Consider the following 16720-nt stretch of genomic DNA (forward strand, 5'->3'; position numbering starts at 1 on the left):
GACGAGGAACCGACATGAACGCGCTCAAGGCCCTGCACGACGAACAGGATCAAGCGGTCTGGCTCGATTTCGTGGCCCGCGGATTCATCGCGAAGGGCGAACTGAAGCAACTCGTGGAGCGGGACGGCCTGCGGGGCGTCACCTCCAACCCGTCGATCTTCGAGAAGGCGATTGGCCACTCGGACGAGTATGACGACAGCCTCAAGGCCGTGCAGGCGACCGGCGACAGCCGCGTGATCGACCTCTACGAGGGATTGGCCATCGCCGATATTCAGGCGGCCGCCGACGTGCTCCGCGCGGTCTACGAAGCGAGTGACGGTGCCGACGGCTATGTCAGCCTGGAGGTCTCGCCCTACCTCGCCCTCGATACCGAGGCGACGCTGACCGAAGCGCGGCGCCTGCACAAGGCAGTCTCGCGCGACAACCTGATGGTGAAGGTGCCGGCGACCCCCGAGGGAATCCCGGCGATCCGCCAGCTCACGGCCGAGGGCATCTCGATCAACGTCACCCTGCTGTTCTCGCAGGAGGCCTACGAGGCCGTGGCCCGCGCCTTCATCGACGGTCTCGACGAGCGCGCGAAGGCCGGCCACGACGTCTCGCGGATCGCCAGCGTGGCGAGCTTTTTCATCAGCCGCATCGACGTGCTGGTCGACAAGCTCCTCGACGAGAAGATCGCCCAGGCGAACGACCCCGAAGAGAAGATCGCCCTGGAGCAGCTCAAGGGGAAGGTGGCGATCGCCAACGCCAAGCTCGCCTACCAGCGCTACAAGCGCATCTTCGCCGAGTCGAAATGGACGGCTCTCGCCGAGAAGGGCGCCAAGGCGCAACGGCTCCTCTGGGCCTCGACGGGCGTGAAGAACAAGGCCTATTCCGACGTCCTCTACGTCGAGGAGCTGATCGGACCGAACACCGTCAACACCATGCCGCCGGCAACGATGGACGCGTTCCGCGACCACGGCGTAGTGCGGGCGACGATCGAGGAGGATGTCCCCGGCGCCGAGGCCGTGATGGCACGGCTCGCCCGGAGCGGCATCGAGATCGAAAAGATCGCCGAGCAGCTAGTGAAGGAGGGCGTGCAGCTCTTCATCGACGCGGCCGACAACCTGCTGGGCGCGGTCGCCGGCAAGCGGCTGGCACTCCTCGGGCACCGTCTGGACGGCCAGAGCCTCGCTCTGGACGAGGCCCTCGCGGCCGAGGCGAAGAAGACGGTCGAATCCTGGCGCGCGAGCGGGTCGATCCGCCGGCTCTGGGCGGGCGACGCCTCGGTCTGGTCCGGTCATGACGAGGCGAACTGGCTCGGGTGGCTGCACATCGTCGAGGAGGAATTGGAGAAGGCCGCGGATTACGCCGCCTTCTCCGACTGGGTGAAGGCGCAAGGCTTCACCGACGCGGTGGTGCTGGGCATGGGTGGCTCGAGCCTCGGTCCGGAGGTGCTGAGCCTGACCTATGGCCAGCGTGAGGGGTTCCCGAAGCTCCAGATCCTCGACTCGACCCACCCGGATCAGGTCCGCGCCCTCGAGGCGAGCATCGATCTGGCCAGGACGCTGTTCATCGTGGCGTCGAAGTCGGGCTCGACGCTCGAGCCCAACGTCTTCCGCGACTACTTCCTGGCCCGCGCCAAGGAGGCGCTCGGTGATCGGGCCGGCGACCATTTCGTGGCCGTGACCGATCCGGGCTCAGACATGGAGCGTGCCGCGAAGGCGGGCACCTTCAAGAAGATCTTCTACGGCGTGAAGCAGATCGGCGGGCGCTACTCGGTGCTCTCGGCCTTCGGCCTCGTGCCCGCCGCCGCCATGGGCCTCGACGTGAAGGCGCTCCTCGAGACCGCCCGGATCATGGTCCGCTCCTGCGGCCCGGCCGTGCCTCCGGCCGTGAACCCGGGCGTCCTTCTCGGCACCGCCATCGGCGCCGCCGCGCGCGCCGGGCGCGACAAGGTGACGGTCATCGCCTCACCGGCGATCGCCAGCTTCGGCGCATGGGCCGAGCAGTTGATCGCGGAATCGACCGGCAAGCAGGGCAAGGGCCTCGTCCCTGTGGACGGCGAGCCAGTGGGCGTGCCGGCGGTCTACGGCCACGATCGGTTCTTCCTCTATCTCCGCCTCGACGGCAACGCCGAGGCCACGCAGGACGAGGCACTGCGCGCTCTGGAGCGCGACGGCCACCCGATCGCCCGCATCACTCTGGATTCGATCGAGCAGCTGCCGCAGGAATTCTACCGGCTGGAGATGGCGACCGCGGTGGCCGGCGCGGTGATCGGCATCAATCCGTTCGACCAGCCCGACGTCGAGGCCAGCAAGGTCGAGACCAAGAAGCTGTTCGCGGAGGCCGAGGCGAGCGGCGCCCTTCCGGCGGAGACGCCGCTCTACGCGGACGACGCGATCGCCCTCTACGCCGACCCGCAGAATGCGGATGGGTTGAAGCAGGCGGCCGACGGCTTGGAGCCCGCCCTCAAGGCGCAGTTCGCCCGGCTCAAGGACGGCGATTATCTCGGGCTCCTCGCCTACGTGCCGCGCGATGCCACGACCGCCGGTATCCTGCAGGAGGCGCGGATCGCCGTGCGCGACGCCCGCAAGGTCGCAACCTGCCTGGAGTTCGGCCCGCGGTTCCTCCACTCCACGGGGCAAGCCTACAAGGGGGGCCCGGATAGCGGCGTGTTCCTCCAGATCACCGCGGATCCGACGCGGGACCTGCCGATTCCCGGCCGGAAGCTCGGCTTCGCCACCGTTGTGGCCGCACAGGCGCGAGGCGATTTTGCAGTGCTCGCCGAGCGCGGCCGGCGGGCGCTGCGGGTCCATATCAAGGGTGACCTCGAGACGGGGCTGAAGCGCGTTGCGGCGGCGCTCAAGGCCGCAGTGGCGTGATGCGGCGGGAAGGGGCGGCGGCTGGTGGTCGCCGCCCCTTCCCGGGCGCATACAGCGCCAGCGGAATGCCAGCCGGGACCCGGCACGAGGAGACGCGCAGCATCCGGATGAAGATGGCTAGGTGTTCGGAGCCGCTTCACGGCACGTCTCGTGCCGGGTCCCGGATCATTGTCCACGGCCTTTCAGGTGTCCGGGAAAGCGTCGCGTTTCAGGGCTTGACGTCGGCGAAGCCGTAGAATCTCAACCCCGCCTCGCGGGGTCGATCGGTAAGGAAGGGCAGCAATGCAACTCGGCATGATCGGCCTCGGCCGGATGGGCGGCAACATCGTCCGGCGTCTCCTTCGCGATGGCCACAAAGCCGTGGTGTTCGACCAGAACCCCGCCGCGGTTGCGGCCCTGGTCGAGGCCGGGGCGGTCGGCGCGTCCAGCCTGGAGGATCTGGTCTCCAAGCTGGAGGTGCCGCGGGCGGCCTGGGTGATGCTGCCGGCGGGCGCGATCACCGAGGAGGCGGTCCAGACCCTCTCGGGCCTGATGCAGTCCGGTGACTGCATCATCGACGGTGGCAATTCCTTCTACGGCGACGACGTCCGCCGCGGCCTCGCCCTCAGGGAAAAGGGCCTGCACTACGTCGATGTCGGCACCTCGGGCGGCGTCTGGGGCCTGGAGCGCGGCTACTGCATGATGATCGGCGGCGACAAAGAGACCGTCGACCGCCTCGATCCGATCTTCAAGACCCTTGCGCCGGGGGTCGGCGACATCCCCAAGACCCCGAACCGGGAGGGTCGCGACCCGAGGGCCGAGCAGGGTTACATCCATGCCGGCCCGACTGGCGCCGGACACTTCGTCAAGATGGTCCATAACGGCATCGAGTACGGCCTGATGCAGGCCTATGCCGAGGGCTTCGACATCCTCCGCCACGCCAATGCCGCGGAGCTTCCGGCCGAGCGCCGCTTCGACCTCAACATGGGCGACATCGCCGAGGTCTGGCGGCGCGGCAGCGTCGTGTCGTCGTGGCTCCTCGACCTGACCGCCCAGGCTCTGGCCGGCGACGAGCAACTGACCGACTTTTCGGGCTACGTCGAGGATTCGGGCGAGGGCCGCTGGACCATCAACGCCGCCGTCGAGGAGGGCGTCCCGGCGACGGTGCTCTCCGCCGCTCTCTACCGCCGCTTCCGCTCCCGCGAGCACGCCAGCTACGCCGACAAGCTGCTCTCGGCGATGCGCAAGGGCTTCGGCGGCCACCAGGAGCCGAAGACGTAGAGAAAGGGGTCAGCGCGTGAGCCTTCCCATCGGCACCCACGTCCTGAAGGATCCGCAGGCGGTCGCCCGGGAGGCGGCCGAGCGGCTGATCGCGGCCTGCGGCGAAAGCCGCTCCGAGCGGATCGCGATCAGCCTCTCGGGCGGCTCGACGCCGAAGCTGCTATACGGTCTGCTCGCCGGGCCGGACTACGCGACGCGTGTGCCGTGGGAGCGGATCCACTGGTTCTTCGGCGACGACCGCGCGGTCCCCTGGGACGATGCCCGCAGCAACGTGCGGATGGTCCGCGAGGCGTTCGGTCACGGCTCGCGGATCCCGCCGACGCATCTCCATTTCATCCCCTCCGACCTGGGACTGGAGGTGGGGGCCTGCGCTTATGAGCGGACACTCCTGGACTTCTACGGCGCCGAGCGCCTCGATCCGGCACGGCCGCTGTTCGACCTCGTGCTGCTCGGCCTCGGCGAGGATGGGCATACCGCCTCGCTGTTCCCCGGAAAGCCCGCCATCGACGAGACCCGCCGGCTCGTAGCCCCCGTGCCCGAGGCCGGTCTGGAGCCCTTCGTCCCGCGGATCAGCCTGACGCTGCCGGCGCTCGCCTCCTCGCGGCACGTCCTGTTCCTGGTCACGGGTGCCGGCAAGCGGGCGCCCCTCACCCGGCTCGCCGCGGGTGAGGACCTGCCCGCCGGTCGCGTAACCAGCACGGGCGCGGTGGCGTGGCTGCTCGATGAGGCCGCGGCGGGTTAAGACCCCCGGGGTATTTTCCCCTCGGCGCCGCACGGACCGTCTGCAGCTGTGCGCGGCAGAGACCGCGCGCTGGACTGCCTCGGTGCCGCGAAGGACCTGAGTGGCGCAGAGAGAGTCGCGTCCGCGGCACGATCCCCCGTTTCGGCGGCGGCTTCGCAGCGCGGGCGCAGAGCGCGCAACAGAATTCCGCAAATTGGCCCTGGAACGCAATGTCATTGCCGCGGCGGGCGGAAATGCGCGCAACAACGCAATCCGGCAGCGTCGGCCTTTCGGTACCCTTTGCACAGCCTCGTGAAGTGCGCCGAAGGAGACCCGCCGATGCCGCAGACGACCAGCCCGACCGAGGTCGAGGCGATGTTGGCGAATCTCGCGCGCTCGGCGCGCCGCTCGCCGGATGCCTATCTGGCCTCGGCCCGGGCCACGCTGCTCCGCATCCTGGCTCGGCCGGACCTTCTCGACTCGACGAAGCTACTCGGCCGCGGTCCGGGCTTGAGCCGCAATCTTCTGTTCGGCAGCGAGGCGATCAGCGTCTGGGCGATGGTCTGGGCCCCCGGCGCGGTGACGCCGGTACACGACCATCACTGCTCGTGCTGCTTCGGCCTGCTGCGCGGCAGCCTGCGGGAGACGTGGTATCGCCCGATCAGCGAGACCCACGCGGTGGCGACGCAGGACGTCGTCCGCGAGCCCGGCTTCGTCGCCTGCATGATGCCTTCGGGGCCGAACCTGCACCGGATCGCCAATGACGGACCGGATGCGGCCGTCTCGATCCACGTCTACGGCTACGACCACCGGGCGCAGGATACTTCGATCCACCGGACCTACGCGGTGGCGGCGGGCTGAGGTCCGCCGCGACGCGATCACGTCACGTAGATCGTCGGGACGGCGGTCGTGTACTTCATCTCTTCCATGGCGATGGACGACGACAGGTTCGAGAAGTCGAGCTTGGCGATGAGGCGCTGGTAGACCGCATCGTAGGCCTCGATGTCCGGCACCACGATCCGCAGCAGGTAATCGATCTCGCCGGTCAGGCGCCAAGCCTCCACGATCTCGGGGAAGCCGGCCACCACCCGCCGGAAGGCGTCGGACCAGTCGGCGGCGTGGCGCGGCGCCTTCACGGCCACGAACACTGTGGTGGGGACGTTGACCTTGCGGCGATCCACCAGGGCGACCCGGCGCCGGATCACGCCGGAGGCTTCCAGCTTCTTCACCCGGCGCCAGCACGGCGCCGTGCTGATCCCGACCTGCTCGGCGAGCTCGGCGATCGGGAGCGTCGCGTCCTGCTGGAGCAGGTCGAGGATCTTCCGGTCCACCGCGTCCATGCGATCGATGCTCCCGCCGGCGGGCCCGGGCCGGATTACAGCGCGAAATGCTTCGAGAGCTTGAGCCCCTGAGCCTGGTAGTTCGAGCCCGCCCCCGCCCCGTAGAGCGTCTCCGGTAGGTCGAGCATGCGCTCGTAGACGAGGCGGCCCACGATCTGCCCGTCCTCGAGGAGGAACGGCACGTCGCGGGAGCGGACCTCCAGCACGGCCCGCGCCCCCGCCCCGCCGGCCCCGGCATAGCCGAAGCCCGGATCGAAGAAGCCGGCGTAGTGGACCCGGAACTCGCCCACCAGAGGATCGAACGGCACCATCTCGGCGGCGTGGTCCGGCGGGACCTGCACGGCCTCCTTGGAAGCCAGGATATAGAACTGCCCGGGATCGAGGATCAGGCTGCCCGACCCGTCGGCGGCGAGCGGCTCCCAGAAATCCGCAGCCCGGTGGCGGCCGGGCGCATCCACATCGACAAGGCCGGTATGGCGCTTCGCCCGGTAGCCGACGAGGCCGTCGAAGCCGGCGAGGTCCACCGAGACCGCGACGCCGCCCTGGAAGGACGGGCTGCCCGCGTCGACCAGGGCTGAACGGGCATGCAGCAGGCCGAGTTCGGATTCGGTCAACCGCGGCGTCCCGCGGCGGAATCGGATCTGCGACAGCCGGGAGCCGCTGCGCACGAGGACGGGGAAGGTGCGCGGTGAGATCTCCGCGTAGAGCGGCCCGTCATAGCCGGGCTCGACCTGATCGAAGGCCTCACCCCGGTCGGTGATGACCCGGGTGAAGACATCGATGCGACCGGTCGAACTTTTCGGATTTGCCGCCGCGGCCAGGTTGCCGGGAAGAGCCAGGCTCTCCTGGAGTTCCGCGATGTAGACGCAGCCCGTCTCCAGGACGGCGCCGGGGCGCAGATCGACCGCGTGCAGCGACAGCCGGTCGACGCAGCTCTGGACCGTTCGTCCCGAACCGGGCAGGAAGCTCGTCCGCACCCGGTAGGCCGTGGCGCCCAGGCGCAGATCGAGACTCGCGGGCTGGATCTGATCGGGCGCGAAGGGGGTTCCGGTGCGGATGCCGCCCGCTTTGGCCAGGGCGGCGATCGCCTGGGCCGGCAGAATGCCGGAGCGGCTGTCCGCGCCCGGATTGGCGGCTCCCTCGGCACCCTCCTGGGTACCCCCCTGGCCTGCGCCCGCGTTCATCGCGCTCCGACTCCCTCGCGCGCCCCGGCAGGTCCGCGTCCACCGCCCGTTTTCCGCCCGGACCGGCTAATACCGGCTTAACCCATGGATGGGCTCCGCGAGACTGCGGCGCCCGGGATGATCGGGGCACCCGGTCCGGCGCCGCGCGAGGTAGTCCGCCGCAATTGACGGCGATTCCGCAGCCTACTACCACCGGCCGGGAAGCGTGTTCCATTCGGCTTCAGCGAGTCGCACCGTCCGAAGAAGGGCCAATTAGGGCGATGTACAAGGCCGAGACGCGGGGAATAAGTGTGACTGTTCAATCTCGCTTCGTCGAGGAGGAATCCTCGCCGACCGAGAGCCGGTACTTCTTCGCCTACACGGTCGAGATTGTGAACAACGGCAGCGAGCAGGTTCAGCTGCGCTCGCGGCATTGGCGCATCATCGACGGCCACGGCGCCTGCCAGGAGGTGCGCGGCACCGGTGTGGTCGGCAAGCAGCCGGTGCTGGAGCCGGGCGAGTCCTTCTGCTACACCAGCGGCTGTCCGCTCAACACGCCCGACGGGTTGATGGCCGGCAGCTACACCATGGCGACGGTGGCCGGCGAGAGCTTCGAGGCCGAGATCCCCGCCTTCTCCCTCGACAGCCCGCACGTCCGCCGCAGCCTGCATTGAGGTCCCGGCCCGGGGCCTCGCCCCGGAGGAATCCATGTCCGCGACCGGCGAGCGGCAGAGCCCACTCGACATGCTCGCCCGCCTCGTGTCCTTCGACACGGAGAGCGACAAGTCCAACCTCGACCTCATCGACTCGGTCTGCGCCTATCTCGACGGCTGGGGCGTGCCGTACCTGCGCCTCCCGAACGCCACGGGCGACAAGGCGGCCATCCTGGCCACGATCGGGCCGATGGTCGATGGCGGCGTCGTCCTCTCCGGCCATACAGACGTGGTGCCGGTGACGGGGCAGGCCTGGACCGGCGACCCGTTCAGGCTGCGCGTCGCCGACGGCCGGGCCTATGGCCGGGGCGCCGTCGATATGAAGGGCTTCGACGCCCTGGCGCTGGCTCTGGTGCCCGACATGCTCGCCGCCGACCTGAGGCGGCCGATCCACATCCTGCTCTCCTACGACGAGGAGACCACCTGCCTTGGCTCCCTGGATGGGATCGCACGGTTCGGCGAAGACCTGCCCCGGCCGGCCGCTGTCATCGTCGGCGAGCCCACCGGGATGGAGGTGGCGGACGCCCACAAGAGCATCGTCACCTGCCTCACCACCGTTCACGGCCACGAGGCCCATTCCGCCCGGCCCGCCCTCGGCGCCAATGCCGTGTCGGCCGCCTGCGACCTCGTCGCCGGCCTCAACCGGATCGCCGATCTGATGATCGAGCGCGGCGACTCGTCAGGCCGGTTCGACCCGGCCTCGACCACAATCCATGTCGGGACGATTCACGGCGGCACCGCCCGCAACATCCTGGCCAAGGAGTGCCGCTTCCACTGGGAGTATCGCGGTCTGCCCGATCTCGACCCGGCCGAGATTCCGCGCCTCTTTGCCCAGGAGGCCGAGCGGGTGACCCGCGAGCGCCTCAACCGCTATGGCGCGTTCGGGCGGATCGAGACCCTGGAGGAGGTTGATATCCCGGGTCTCGCCCCGGAGCCCGGCTCGGAGGCGGAGCGGCTCTGCCTGCGCTTCGCCGGACGCAACCGCACCATCGCGGTCCCCTACGCCACGGAGGCCGGGCGATTCCAGGCGGCGGGCCTGCCGACCGTGGTCTGCGGCCCCGGCGACATCGCCCAGGCGCACCAGCCCGACGAGTTTATCACCCTCGATGCCCTCGGCCAGGGTGAGCGGTTCCTGCGCAAACTGATCGAGGCCAGTGCGTCATGAATGCGGTGACCGGAATCACCATCAAGCTGCGGCCGCTGGAGCGGGAGGACCTGCGCTTCGTCCACCAGCTTAACAACAACGACAGCATCATGCGCTACTGGTTCGAGGAGGCCTACGAGTCCTTCGCCGAACTGCAGCAGCTCTACGAGCGCAATATCCACAACCAGACCGAGCGCCGCTTCATCGTCGCCGAACCCAGTGGCGAGCCGGCCGGGCTGATCGAGCTGGTGGAGATCAACCACCTGCACCGGCGCTGCGAGTTCCAGATCGCGATCCACCCGAGCTTCCAGGGACGCGGCTATGCCTGGCAGGCCACGCGGATCGCCATGGATTACGCATTCAGCGTGCTCAACATCCACAAGCTCTACCTGCACGTCGACCGGGACAATGCCCGGGCGGTGCGCATCTACGAGCGCTGCGGCTTCCATGCCGAAGGCGTGCTGAAGGACGAGTTCTTCGTGAACGGGCGCTATCGCGACGCGGTGCGGATGTGCCTGTTCCAGCCCGAATATCTCAAGGCCCGCGGCGGGGGCGGCGACATCGCGGAGCCCGTCCTTAAGGTGTGAGACGGCCGTCGCCCGAAACCTCAGCTTGATGCTGCGCCGTCCGCCGGCACGCGCGAGGCGATGAACTCAGGTCAGGCGACATCAGCGCGCGGGGTGCCGCGGACTTCCTTCGCAGCGCCTGCCGGGACGATCGCGAAGCGAACGGCCGGAAGCGCCATGAGGGAGGAGCCGAACGGCCCCTCCCCGTTCTCTTCCGCTCAGTTGCGACCGGCACCCGTCTGGCCGCCGGTCCGGCCGGCGCCCTGGGCACCGCCCATGCCAGCGTTACCAGCATTGCCGCCGCTCATGCCGCCGCGCTCCGCGCCGCCCATCCGGCCGCCCTCGGCGCCGGACTTCATGCCGCCCTGCTGGCCGCCGCGATCCGACGCGTTGCGGATGCCGTCCTGCTGACCGCCGCGCATGTCGCTGTTGCGCATGCCGTCATTCTTGCCGTCCCGGCCGGACGCCCGATCCATCCCGCGGTCTTGACCACGGTCGGTGCGGTCCATGCGGCCGTCGTTGCGGCCTTCCTTCCGTGACACATCGCGGACGCCGTCCCGCCCTTCGCGCTTGTCGAAGCGCGCCCCGGCGCGCTGCTCGGAGCGGAAGCTCGCGCTGACCGCGCCGCCGCCGCTCAGGCGACGATACTCGTCGGAGCCGTAGCGCACCCGCTGGCCGCGGATCGTCACGAAGCGGTCCTCCCGGACGGAGACGAGGCGCCGGTACTCGGGCGACCCGTAGACGACCCGATGGCCGCGGATGACCACGTAGCGCTCGCGCGGCCCCGTCTCGCGGACACTGACGAGACGCCGGTACTCGGGCGAGCCGTACAGAACGCGCTGTCCGCGGATGACGACGTAGCGCGCGCGCGGACCACGGTTCTCGGTGACGATCAGGCGGCGATATTCCGGCGACCCGTACACGACCCGGCGGCCGCCGATGAACACGTACCGGCCCTCGCGGCGGAAGCCGCCCTCGACCCGCTCGGACCGGACATCGGTCCGGCTGACATCGGTCCGGCCGTGGAAATCGGTGCGGTCGGCACGGCGGTCACCGCGGCGGTCGTCACGCTCGGCCCGGGCGCCGTCACGGTCGCCGCGCTCGTTCCGGTCGGCGCGGGCACCGTCGCGACCGCCGCGCTCGGCTCCGGCACGATTCTGATCTCGATCCTGGGCCATGCGGCCCTCATTGCCGGCCTCGCGTCCCTGTGCGGCCCGGCCCGCATCGGCGCCGGACCGGTCGGACGCCGCCTGACGATCGCCCTTCATGTCCCCCTGCATGCCGCCGCGCTCGCCGCCGGCCTTCATGCCGGACTCGGCGCCGCCCTGGCCGCCGCGTCCACCCATCCCGGCGCCGCGCTCGGCCCCACCCTGCTGGGCATAGGCCGAGGTGCTGATCAGCAGCGCGGCCAACCCGATCGACAATGTCCGCATAGCGAATCCTCCAATGTTGAATCTGCCACGCAACGTCAAAGGTCGCGAAACGGTTCAGCCTGGAGGTCCCAAAAATTTACGCAACGAATACCGAACTTCGGGCGTTTCGCGCGAAAAAGCTTGGCCGTAAGCGCAGCTATGCTGTCCGCTGCGCCCGCGGGGCGGCTCTCTACTGGCTCGGCTGTCCGGCGATCTCCGCCTCGATCTCCTGCGGATCGAGATCGTAGCGCCGGGAGCAGAACTCGCAGGTGATGACGATGCGGCCGTCATCCGCCACCATGTCGTGCCGCTCCTGCGGCGAGAACGAGCGGATCATGCCCATCACGCGCTCGCGCGAGCAGCGGCAGGTCTCGTGGACCGGCTGCCGATCGAACACCCGTACCCCGCGCTCGTGGAACAGCCGGTAGAGCAGCCGCTCGCTCGACACGTGCGGATCGACCAGTTCGTGATCCTCGACGGTGGTGACCAGCGAGCGCGCCTCGACCCAGGCATCGTCCTCCGGCGCCCCGCCGGAGAGATGCGCGTGGCCTTCCGGGATATCCCCCGGCGGCAGGTCGGCGAGGCGTGCACGGTCCACCGACTGGGGCAGGAACTGCACGAGCAGCCCGCCGGCCCGCCAATGCCCGGCCCCCTCCTCCACGGCCTCGGCCACGGCGAGGCGCACTTGCGTGGGGATCTGTTCCGACTGGCGGAAATACTGATGTGCGGCCTCCTCCAGGCTCTGGCCCTCCAGCGCCACGACGCCCTGATAGCGGCTGGCGGCGGTACCCTGGTCGATGGTCATGGCCAGATGGCCGGTGCCGATCAGGTCGGAATCCTGGAGCGGGCCGGTGCCGAGGGCGGCGACTCGCTCCGCGTCGAAGCGGGCCGTGGCGCGCAGCCGGTCGGGGGCCTCGAAATCGACCACGATCATCGTGACCGGGCCGTCGGTCTTGGTCTGGAGCTGGAACCGGCCCTCGAATTTGAGGGAGGAGCCGAGCAACACCGTCAGCGCCGCGGCCTCGCCGAGGAGCCGCGCAACCGGGTCGGGATAGCCGTGGCGGCGCAGGATCGTGTCCACGGCGGGACCGAGTCGGACCACGCGCCCGCGCACGTCCAGCGCCTCGACGGCGAAGGGCAACACGGCGTCGTCCGCACCGGCATGGCCGTTGCCGGCATTCTGGGCCTGCGGCTGCGATGGCGACTGGGGGTGCGACTGCGTTCCTGAGGTCATGCCGTCTCCGATCGATGCGTCCGGCGGCTCATGCCGGCAAGGCGGGGATCCGTCTTCCCGGCGGCCGGGCGGCGTGAGGCGATGACCTTGGCGGAGCGATCGGATCCCTCACCCCGACCAGCCCGGAGCGGGAGCGGCGGCGCAGCGCGCTCCGTTCGTCGCCGGGATGCCGCCTTCCGGCAGCCGTGATGGGGAGGCGGACGGTACGGGCCGCCCGCTCACGCCTATATGGTGCGCCGACCCCGCCAGCGCGAGGCCGGACAGGGTGCGGTTGGATCCGGCGACGTGTGGCGACGGAATCAGAGCCCGTTCGCGCCCAGGCACCAGGCCAGGATGCCCTTCTGCGCGTGCAGACGGTTCTCGGCCTCGTCGAACACCACCGAGCGCGGACCGTCCATCACCTCGGCCGTCACCTCCTCGCCGCGATGAGCCGGGAGGCAGTGCATGAAGATCGCGCCCGGATTCGCCGCCGCCATCAGCTTGTCGTTGACCTGATAGGGGCTGAGCAGGTTGTGGCGGTGGGCCTCGTCGTCGTCGCCCATCGACACCCAGCAATCGGTGACCACGGCATCGACGCCGTCCACCGCCGCGAAGGCGTCGGTGGTGACGTGGACGTCGGCGCCCTCCTGCTGCGCCCAGGCGAGCAGCGCGGGCGGCGGCGCGAGTTCGGGCGGGCTCGCGACGTTGAGCGTGAAGTCGAAGCGGGCGGCCGCATGAACCCAGCTCGCCAGCACGTTGTTTGAATCGCCCGACCACGCGACCTTCCGTCCCCGGATCGGCCCGCGATGCTCCTCGAAGGTCAGCACGTCGGCCATGATCTGGCACGGGTGCGAGACCTTGGTGAGGGCGTTGATCACCGGGACGGTGGCGTATTCGGCCAGTTCCAGCATCTGACCGTGGTCGAGGATGCGGATCATGATTGCGTCGACGAAGCGCGAGAGCACCTGCGCGGTGTCGCCGATGGTCTCGCCTCGGCCGAGCTGCATCTCGGAGCCGGTGAGCATCAGGGTCTCGCCGCCGAGTTCGCGCATGGCGACGTCGAAGGACACGCGGGTGCGGGTCGAGGGCCGGTCGAACACCATGGCGAGCGTCTTGCCCGCCAGCGGGCGCTCGGCGGCCAACACGCCCTTGCGGCGGCGCGCCTTGATGGCGGCGCTGGCATCGAGGACCTGGCGCAGCTCCGCCCCGGAGAAATCCTTGAGATCGAGGAAATGACGAGGGCCGGCACCGTTCAGGTGCCTGGCCGGGGCCTGTGCCCGGCCGTCAATCTGGGCTTTCATCGCGTCACAATAATTAGAGTCTGCTCAACGATCACCTGATCATGAACCGCACTCTACCTCCTGGCAGGGGCATCTCCGTCAGGCGCGGCGGGATCGGCCGCACCCGGAAACGCTTCGGGCCGCCCTCCGAGGTCCGGAGGGCGGTGTTCGCAAATTAGGGGGCTCGGCGCTACTCGGCCGCGCCGCGCACGGCCTCGAAACCGGATGCCGTCGCGTCCAGGCGCCGGACCGCCTCGTCGATCTCGGACTCGCCGATGGTCAGCGGCGGCAGCAGGCGGACGATGTTGTCGCCTGCCGGAATCACCAGAAGATGCGCGTCCCGTGCGGCGGCGGCGAAATCCGTGTTCGGCACGCCGAGCTTGAGGCCGAGCATCAGCCCCTCGCCGCGGATCTCCTCGATGACATGCGGATGGCGGTCGCGCAGGGCGGCGAGCTTCTGCTTGAGCAGCAGGCCGGAGCGGGCGACGTGTTCGAGGAAGCCGTCTGCCAGCACCACGTCCAGCACGGCATTGCCCACCGCCATGGCGAGCGGGTTGCCGCCGAAGGTCGTGCCGTGCGTGCCGGCGGTCATGCCGCGGGCGGCCTCGCGGGTCGCGAGGCACACCCCGAGGGGGAAGCCGCCGCCGATGCCCTTGGCCACGCTCATGATGTCCGGGGTGATGCCGGACCATTCATGCGCGAACAGCCGGCCGGTGCGGCCGACGCCGGTCTGGACCTCGTCCATGATCAGCAGCAGACCCTGAGCATCGCAGATCTCGCGCAGCCGGCGCAGATCCGCGTGGGGAATGACCCGCACGCCGCCCTCGCCCTGGATCGGCTCGATCATCAGCGCCGCCGTCTCCGGCCCGATCGCCGCCTCCAGCGCCGCCCAGTCGCCGGCCGGGACCTGATCGAAGCCCTCGACCTTCGGCCCGAAGCCCTCGATGTATTTCTGCTGGCCGCCGGCCGCGAGGGTCGCCAGCGTCCGCCCGTGGAAGGCGCCCGCGAAGGTGACGATCCGGTAGCGCTCGGGATGCCCGCCGGCCGCATGGTACTTGCGGGCGATCTTGATCGCCGCCTCGTTGGCCTCCGCGCCCGAGTTGCAGAAGAACACCACCTCCGCGAAGGTCGCGTCGACGAGGCGCTGCCCGAGGCGCTCGCCGCCCGGGATCTGGAACAGGTTCGAGGTGTGCCAGATCTTGGCCGCCTGCTCGGTCAGCGCGCCGACCAAGTGCGGATGCGCGTGGCCGAGGCCGTTCACTGCGATGCCGGCGCCGAAGTCGAGGTATCGCTCGCCGCCCTCCGTCACGAGCCAAGCGCCCTCGCCGCGCTCGAAGGCGAGCGGCGCGCGGACGTAAGTCGGCAGAAGGGCTGACGTCACGGGTCCCATCTCCGTTTCACGCAGGATCTCGGAGCCAGCGTTAAGCCGGCTCCAAATGAAAGTGCCGCCTCAGGGATGGGCGGCACGCGCGCGATTACTATGAAAGAGCCGGCCGCTGTCAACGTTTCAATGGCGTTTCAATGGCCGGCGGACCCGCCGGGCAGGCCTGCACGAGGCTCGCACAGCGCTGATCTCGGCGGCCAATCTGTGCGGCCTTAGCGTGCGCCGTCGGCGAATCACCCGCCCGCGGAACGGATGCCCGAGGGCCGCCGCCGGGACGGGCCATCGCCGCCGCGCTTCCAGCCTTCGGGGGGTCCAGCCCTTGCGCCGCAGGGTGCCGCCGTGCTCCTGCTCCCGCGGATTCGACGGAAGCTGGGAGATCCCGATGGGCACGATCAAGGAACGCCTGGAAGCGCAGGGTCTCACCCTGCCCAAGGCGGCGGCGCCGGTCGCCAACTACGTGCCGTTCGTGCGCACCGGCAACCTCGTGGTGATCTCCGGTCAGGTCTGCTTCGGCGCGGACGGCGCCATCGCGGCCGAACACAAGGGTAAGGTCGGCGGCGGGGTCACTGCCGAAGCCGGGAAGGCGGCCGCCCGGCTCTGCGCGCTCAACGTCCTCGCCCAGCTCGAGGCGGCGGTAGGCGACCTCGACCGCGCGGTGGTCCAGTGCGTGCGGCTCGGTGGCTTCATCAACGCGGCGCCGGGCTTCTCGGCCGTGGCTGGGGTGATGAACGGCGCCTCCGACCTGATGGTCGAGCTGCTGGGCGACCGCGGACGCCATGCCCGCTCCACCGTCGGCGTCGCGGAGCTGCCCCTCGACGCCGCCGTCGAGGTCGAGGCCCTGTTCGAGGTCCGCTGACCATGGCCGCCCCCGACTGGCTCACCGCGCGGCCGATCGCCCATCGCGGTCTGCACGACCGGGCGGCGGGCCGGCCGGAGAACACGCTGGCGGCCGCCCGGGCGGCGGTCGCGGGCGGTTTCGGCATCGAGTGCGACGTCCAGATGAGCGCCGACGGCGAGGCGATGGTCTTCCACGATGTCGCCCTCGGGCGTCTCACGGGCGCGCGCGAGGCAGTAGCCGACAGGTCGGCCGCCGAACTCGGGACGCTGGCCGTGGCGGGATCCGCGGAGACGATCCCGACCCTGCCGGCCTTCCTGGCGGCGGTGGCCGGGGCGGTCCCGGTGGTGATCGAGGTGAAGTCCCGCTACGACGGCGACCTGCGGCTCGCGACCCGCAGCGCTGAAATCGCCGCGGCCTATGCCGGGCCGGTGGCGCTGAAATCCTTCGATCCGCAGGTGGTCGCGGCCCTGCGCGATCTCTGCCCGGCCAGGATCCCGCGGGGGATTGTCGCGGAAACGACCCAGGACGATCCGGTCTACGCGGCACTGACACCTTCGCTCCGCAGGTCGCTCTCCGACCTGCTGCACTTCGCCGAGACGCGGCCCGACTTCCTGTCCTGGCGGGTCGACGACCTGCCCTGCGCGCCGACCCATCTCTGCCGGCTGCTCGGACGGATCCCGGTGATGACCTGGACGGTCCGGACCGCGGAGCAGCGTGCCCGTGCCGCCGCGCATGCGGACCAGATGGTGTTCGAGGGGTTCGTGCCGTAAATGTTCTGCGGCGGGCCCGGTCATGGCGATGGCCCGCGGATCCGGTTTCGGCGAA

General features: G+C 69.9%; 15 protein-coding genes. 9 read left to right on the forward strand and 6 right to left on the reverse strand.

Annotated features, from left to right (window positions below):
- Window positions 1-14 precede the first annotated feature (14 nt).
- The 4 genes from CIW48_RS11470 (at window position 15) to CIW48_RS11485 (ending at window position 5703) form a co-directional block, all read left to right on the forward strand.
- A complete protein-coding gene (locus CIW48_RS11470; RefSeq protein WP_149310894.1) occupies window positions 15-2861 on the forward strand; it encodes a bifunctional transaldolase/phosoglucose isomerase in 2847 nt (948 codons plus the stop codon).
- Window positions 2862-3143: 282 nt separating this feature from the next.
- A complete protein-coding gene (gene gnd / locus CIW48_RS11475; RefSeq protein ID WP_149310895.1) occupies window positions 3144-4121 on the forward strand; it encodes a phosphogluconate dehydrogenase (NAD(+)-dependent, decarboxylating) in 978 nt (325 codons plus the stop codon).
- Between the two features lie 16 nt (window positions 4122-4137).
- Entirely contained in the window at window positions 4138-4863 is a 726-nt protein-coding gene (pgl, locus tag CIW48_RS11480; protein ID WP_149310896.1) for a 6-phosphogluconolactonase, read from the forward strand.
- A 318-nt stretch (window positions 4864-5181) separates the two neighbouring features.
- Entirely contained in the window at window positions 5182-5703 is a 522-nt protein-coding gene (locus CIW48_RS11485) for a cysteine dioxygenase family protein (RefSeq protein WP_149310897.1), read from the forward strand.
- A gap of 17 nt (window positions 5704-5720) precedes the next feature.
- Here CIW48_RS11485 and CIW48_RS11490 read toward each other — a convergent pair whose 3' ends face one another.
- Window positions 5721-6182 carry an Lrp/AsnC family transcriptional regulator gene (locus CIW48_RS11490; protein WP_149310898.1) on the reverse strand — a complete coding sequence of 154 codons (462 nt, stop codon included), beginning with the start codon at window positions 6180-6182 and terminating at the stop codon, window positions 5721-5723.
- Window positions 6183-6217: 35 nt separating this feature from the next.
- Window positions 6218-7366 (reverse strand): 2'-deoxycytidine 5'-triphosphate deaminase, encoded by a 1149-nt coding sequence (locus tag CIW48_RS11495; protein ID WP_246695204.1) that lies wholly within the window; start codon window positions 7364-7366, stop codon window positions 6218-6220.
- A gap of 260 nt (window positions 7367-7626) precedes the next feature.
- Between CIW48_RS11495 and apaG the strand changes: the two genes are divergently transcribed.
- Genes apaG through speG form a run of 3 tightly spaced genes read left to right on the forward strand, consistent with a single transcriptional unit; the run spans window position 7627 to window position 9789 of the window.
- Entirely contained in the window at window positions 7627-8019 is a 393-nt protein-coding gene (apaG, locus tag CIW48_RS11500; protein ID WP_012319280.1) for a Co2+/Mg2+ efflux protein ApaG, read from the forward strand.
- A gap of 34 nt (window positions 8020-8053) precedes the next feature.
- Entirely contained in the window at window positions 8054-9223 is a 1170-nt protein-coding gene (argE, locus tag CIW48_RS11505) for an acetylornithine deacetylase (RefSeq protein ID WP_149310899.1), read from the forward strand.
- Window positions 9224-9237: 14 nt separating this feature from the next.
- Window positions 9238-9789 carry a spermidine N1-acetyltransferase gene (gene speG / locus CIW48_RS11510; protein WP_281407339.1) on the forward strand — a complete coding sequence of 184 codons (552 nt, stop codon included), beginning with the start codon at window positions 9238-9240 and terminating at the stop codon, window positions 9787-9789.
- Window positions 9790-9986: 197 nt separating this feature from the next.
- On the opposite strand, the gene CIW48_RS11515 is transcribed toward speG, so the two are convergent.
- From CIW48_RS11515 to CIW48_RS11530, 4 genes are all read right to left on the reverse strand, one after another.
- Complete coding sequence (locus CIW48_RS11515; RefSeq protein ID WP_149310901.1) at window positions 9987-11201, reverse strand: hypothetical protein; 1215 nt, start codon at window positions 11199-11201, stop codon at window positions 9987-9989.
- A 169-nt stretch (window positions 11202-11370) separates the two neighbouring features.
- The gene (locus CIW48_RS11520; protein ID WP_149310902.1) at window positions 11371-12414 is read right to left on the reverse strand and encodes an Hsp33 family molecular chaperone; all 1044 of its coding nucleotides are present in this window, start codon (window positions 12412-12414) and stop codon (window positions 11371-11373) included.
- 299 nt (window positions 12415-12713) lie between these two features.
- Window positions 12714-13694: an ornithine carbamoyltransferase gene (gene argF / locus CIW48_RS11525; protein ID WP_149310903.1), complete on the reverse strand. Its 981-nt coding sequence runs from the start codon at window positions 13692-13694 to the stop codon at window positions 12714-12716.
- 169 nt (window positions 13695-13863) lie between these two features.
- The gene (locus tag CIW48_RS11530; protein WP_149310904.1) at window positions 13864-15054 is read right to left on the reverse strand and encodes an aspartate aminotransferase family protein; all 1191 of its coding nucleotides are present in this window, start codon (window positions 15052-15054) and stop codon (window positions 13864-13866) included.
- A 385-nt stretch (window positions 15055-15439) separates the two neighbouring features.
- Here CIW48_RS11530 and CIW48_RS11535 point away from each other — a divergent pair, with 385 nt between their 5' ends.
- Together CIW48_RS11535 and CIW48_RS11540 are read left to right on the forward strand one after the other, a co-directional pair.
- Entirely contained in the window at window positions 15440-15913 is a 474-nt protein-coding gene (locus CIW48_RS11535) for a RidA family protein (RefSeq protein WP_149310905.1), read from the forward strand.
- A 2-nt stretch (window positions 15914-15915) separates the two neighbouring features.
- Window positions 15916-16665: a glycerophosphodiester phosphodiesterase family protein gene (locus CIW48_RS11540; RefSeq protein WP_149310906.1), complete on the forward strand. Its 750-nt coding sequence runs from the start codon at window positions 15916-15918 to the stop codon at window positions 16663-16665.
- Window positions 16666-16720: the final 55 nt, after the last annotated feature.

Origin of the sequence: Methylobacterium sp. P1-11 (genome assembly GCF_008329595.1) — a bacterium.
Taxonomy (GTDB): Bacteria; Pseudomonadota; Alphaproteobacteria; order Rhizobiales; family Beijerinckiaceae; genus Methylobacterium.

Coding starts and splice junctions, on each gene's coding strand:
- CIW48_RS11495 (WP_246695204.1), bottom strand. CDS start 7,366: ATGAACGCGGGCGCAGGCCAGGGGGGTACCCAGGAGGGTGCCGAGGGA.
- CIW48_RS11535 (WP_149310905.1), top strand. CDS start 15,440: ATGGGCACGATCAAGGAACGCCTGGAAGCGCAGGGTCTCACCCTGCCC.
- CIW48_RS11515 (WP_149310901.1), bottom strand. CDS start 11,201: ATGCGGACATTGTCGATCGGGTTGGCCGCGCTGCTGATCAGCACCTCG.
- CIW48_RS11520 (WP_149310902.1), bottom strand. CDS start 12,414: ATGACCTCAGGAACGCAGTCGCACCCCCAGTCGCCATCGCAGCCGCAG.
- CIW48_RS11470 (WP_149310894.1), top strand. CDS start 15: ATGAACGCGCTCAAGGCCCTGCACGACGAACAGGATCAAGCGGTCTGG.
- gnd (WP_149310895.1), top strand. CDS start 3,144: ATGCAACTCGGCATGATCGGCCTCGGCCGGATGGGCGGCAACATCGTC.
- CIW48_RS11490 (WP_149310898.1), bottom strand. CDS start 6,182: ATGGACGCGGTGGACCGGAAGATCCTCGACCTGCTCCAGCAGGACGCG.
- CIW48_RS11485 (WP_149310897.1), top strand. CDS start 5,182: ATGCCGCAGACGACCAGCCCGACCGAGGTCGAGGCGATGTTGGCGAAT.
- argE (WP_149310899.1), top strand. CDS start 8,054: ATGTCCGCGACCGGCGAGCGGCAGAGCCCACTCGACATGCTCGCCCGC.
- CIW48_RS11540 (WP_149310906.1), top strand. CDS start 15,916: ATGGCCGCCCCCGACTGGCTCACCGCGCGGCCGATCGCCCATCGCGGT.
- argF (WP_149310903.1), bottom strand. CDS start 13,694: ATGAAAGCCCAGATTGACGGCCGGGCACAGGCCCCGGCCAGGCACCTG.
- apaG (WP_012319280.1), top strand. CDS start 7,627: ATGTACAAGGCCGAGACGCGGGGAATAAGTGTGACTGTTCAATCTCGC.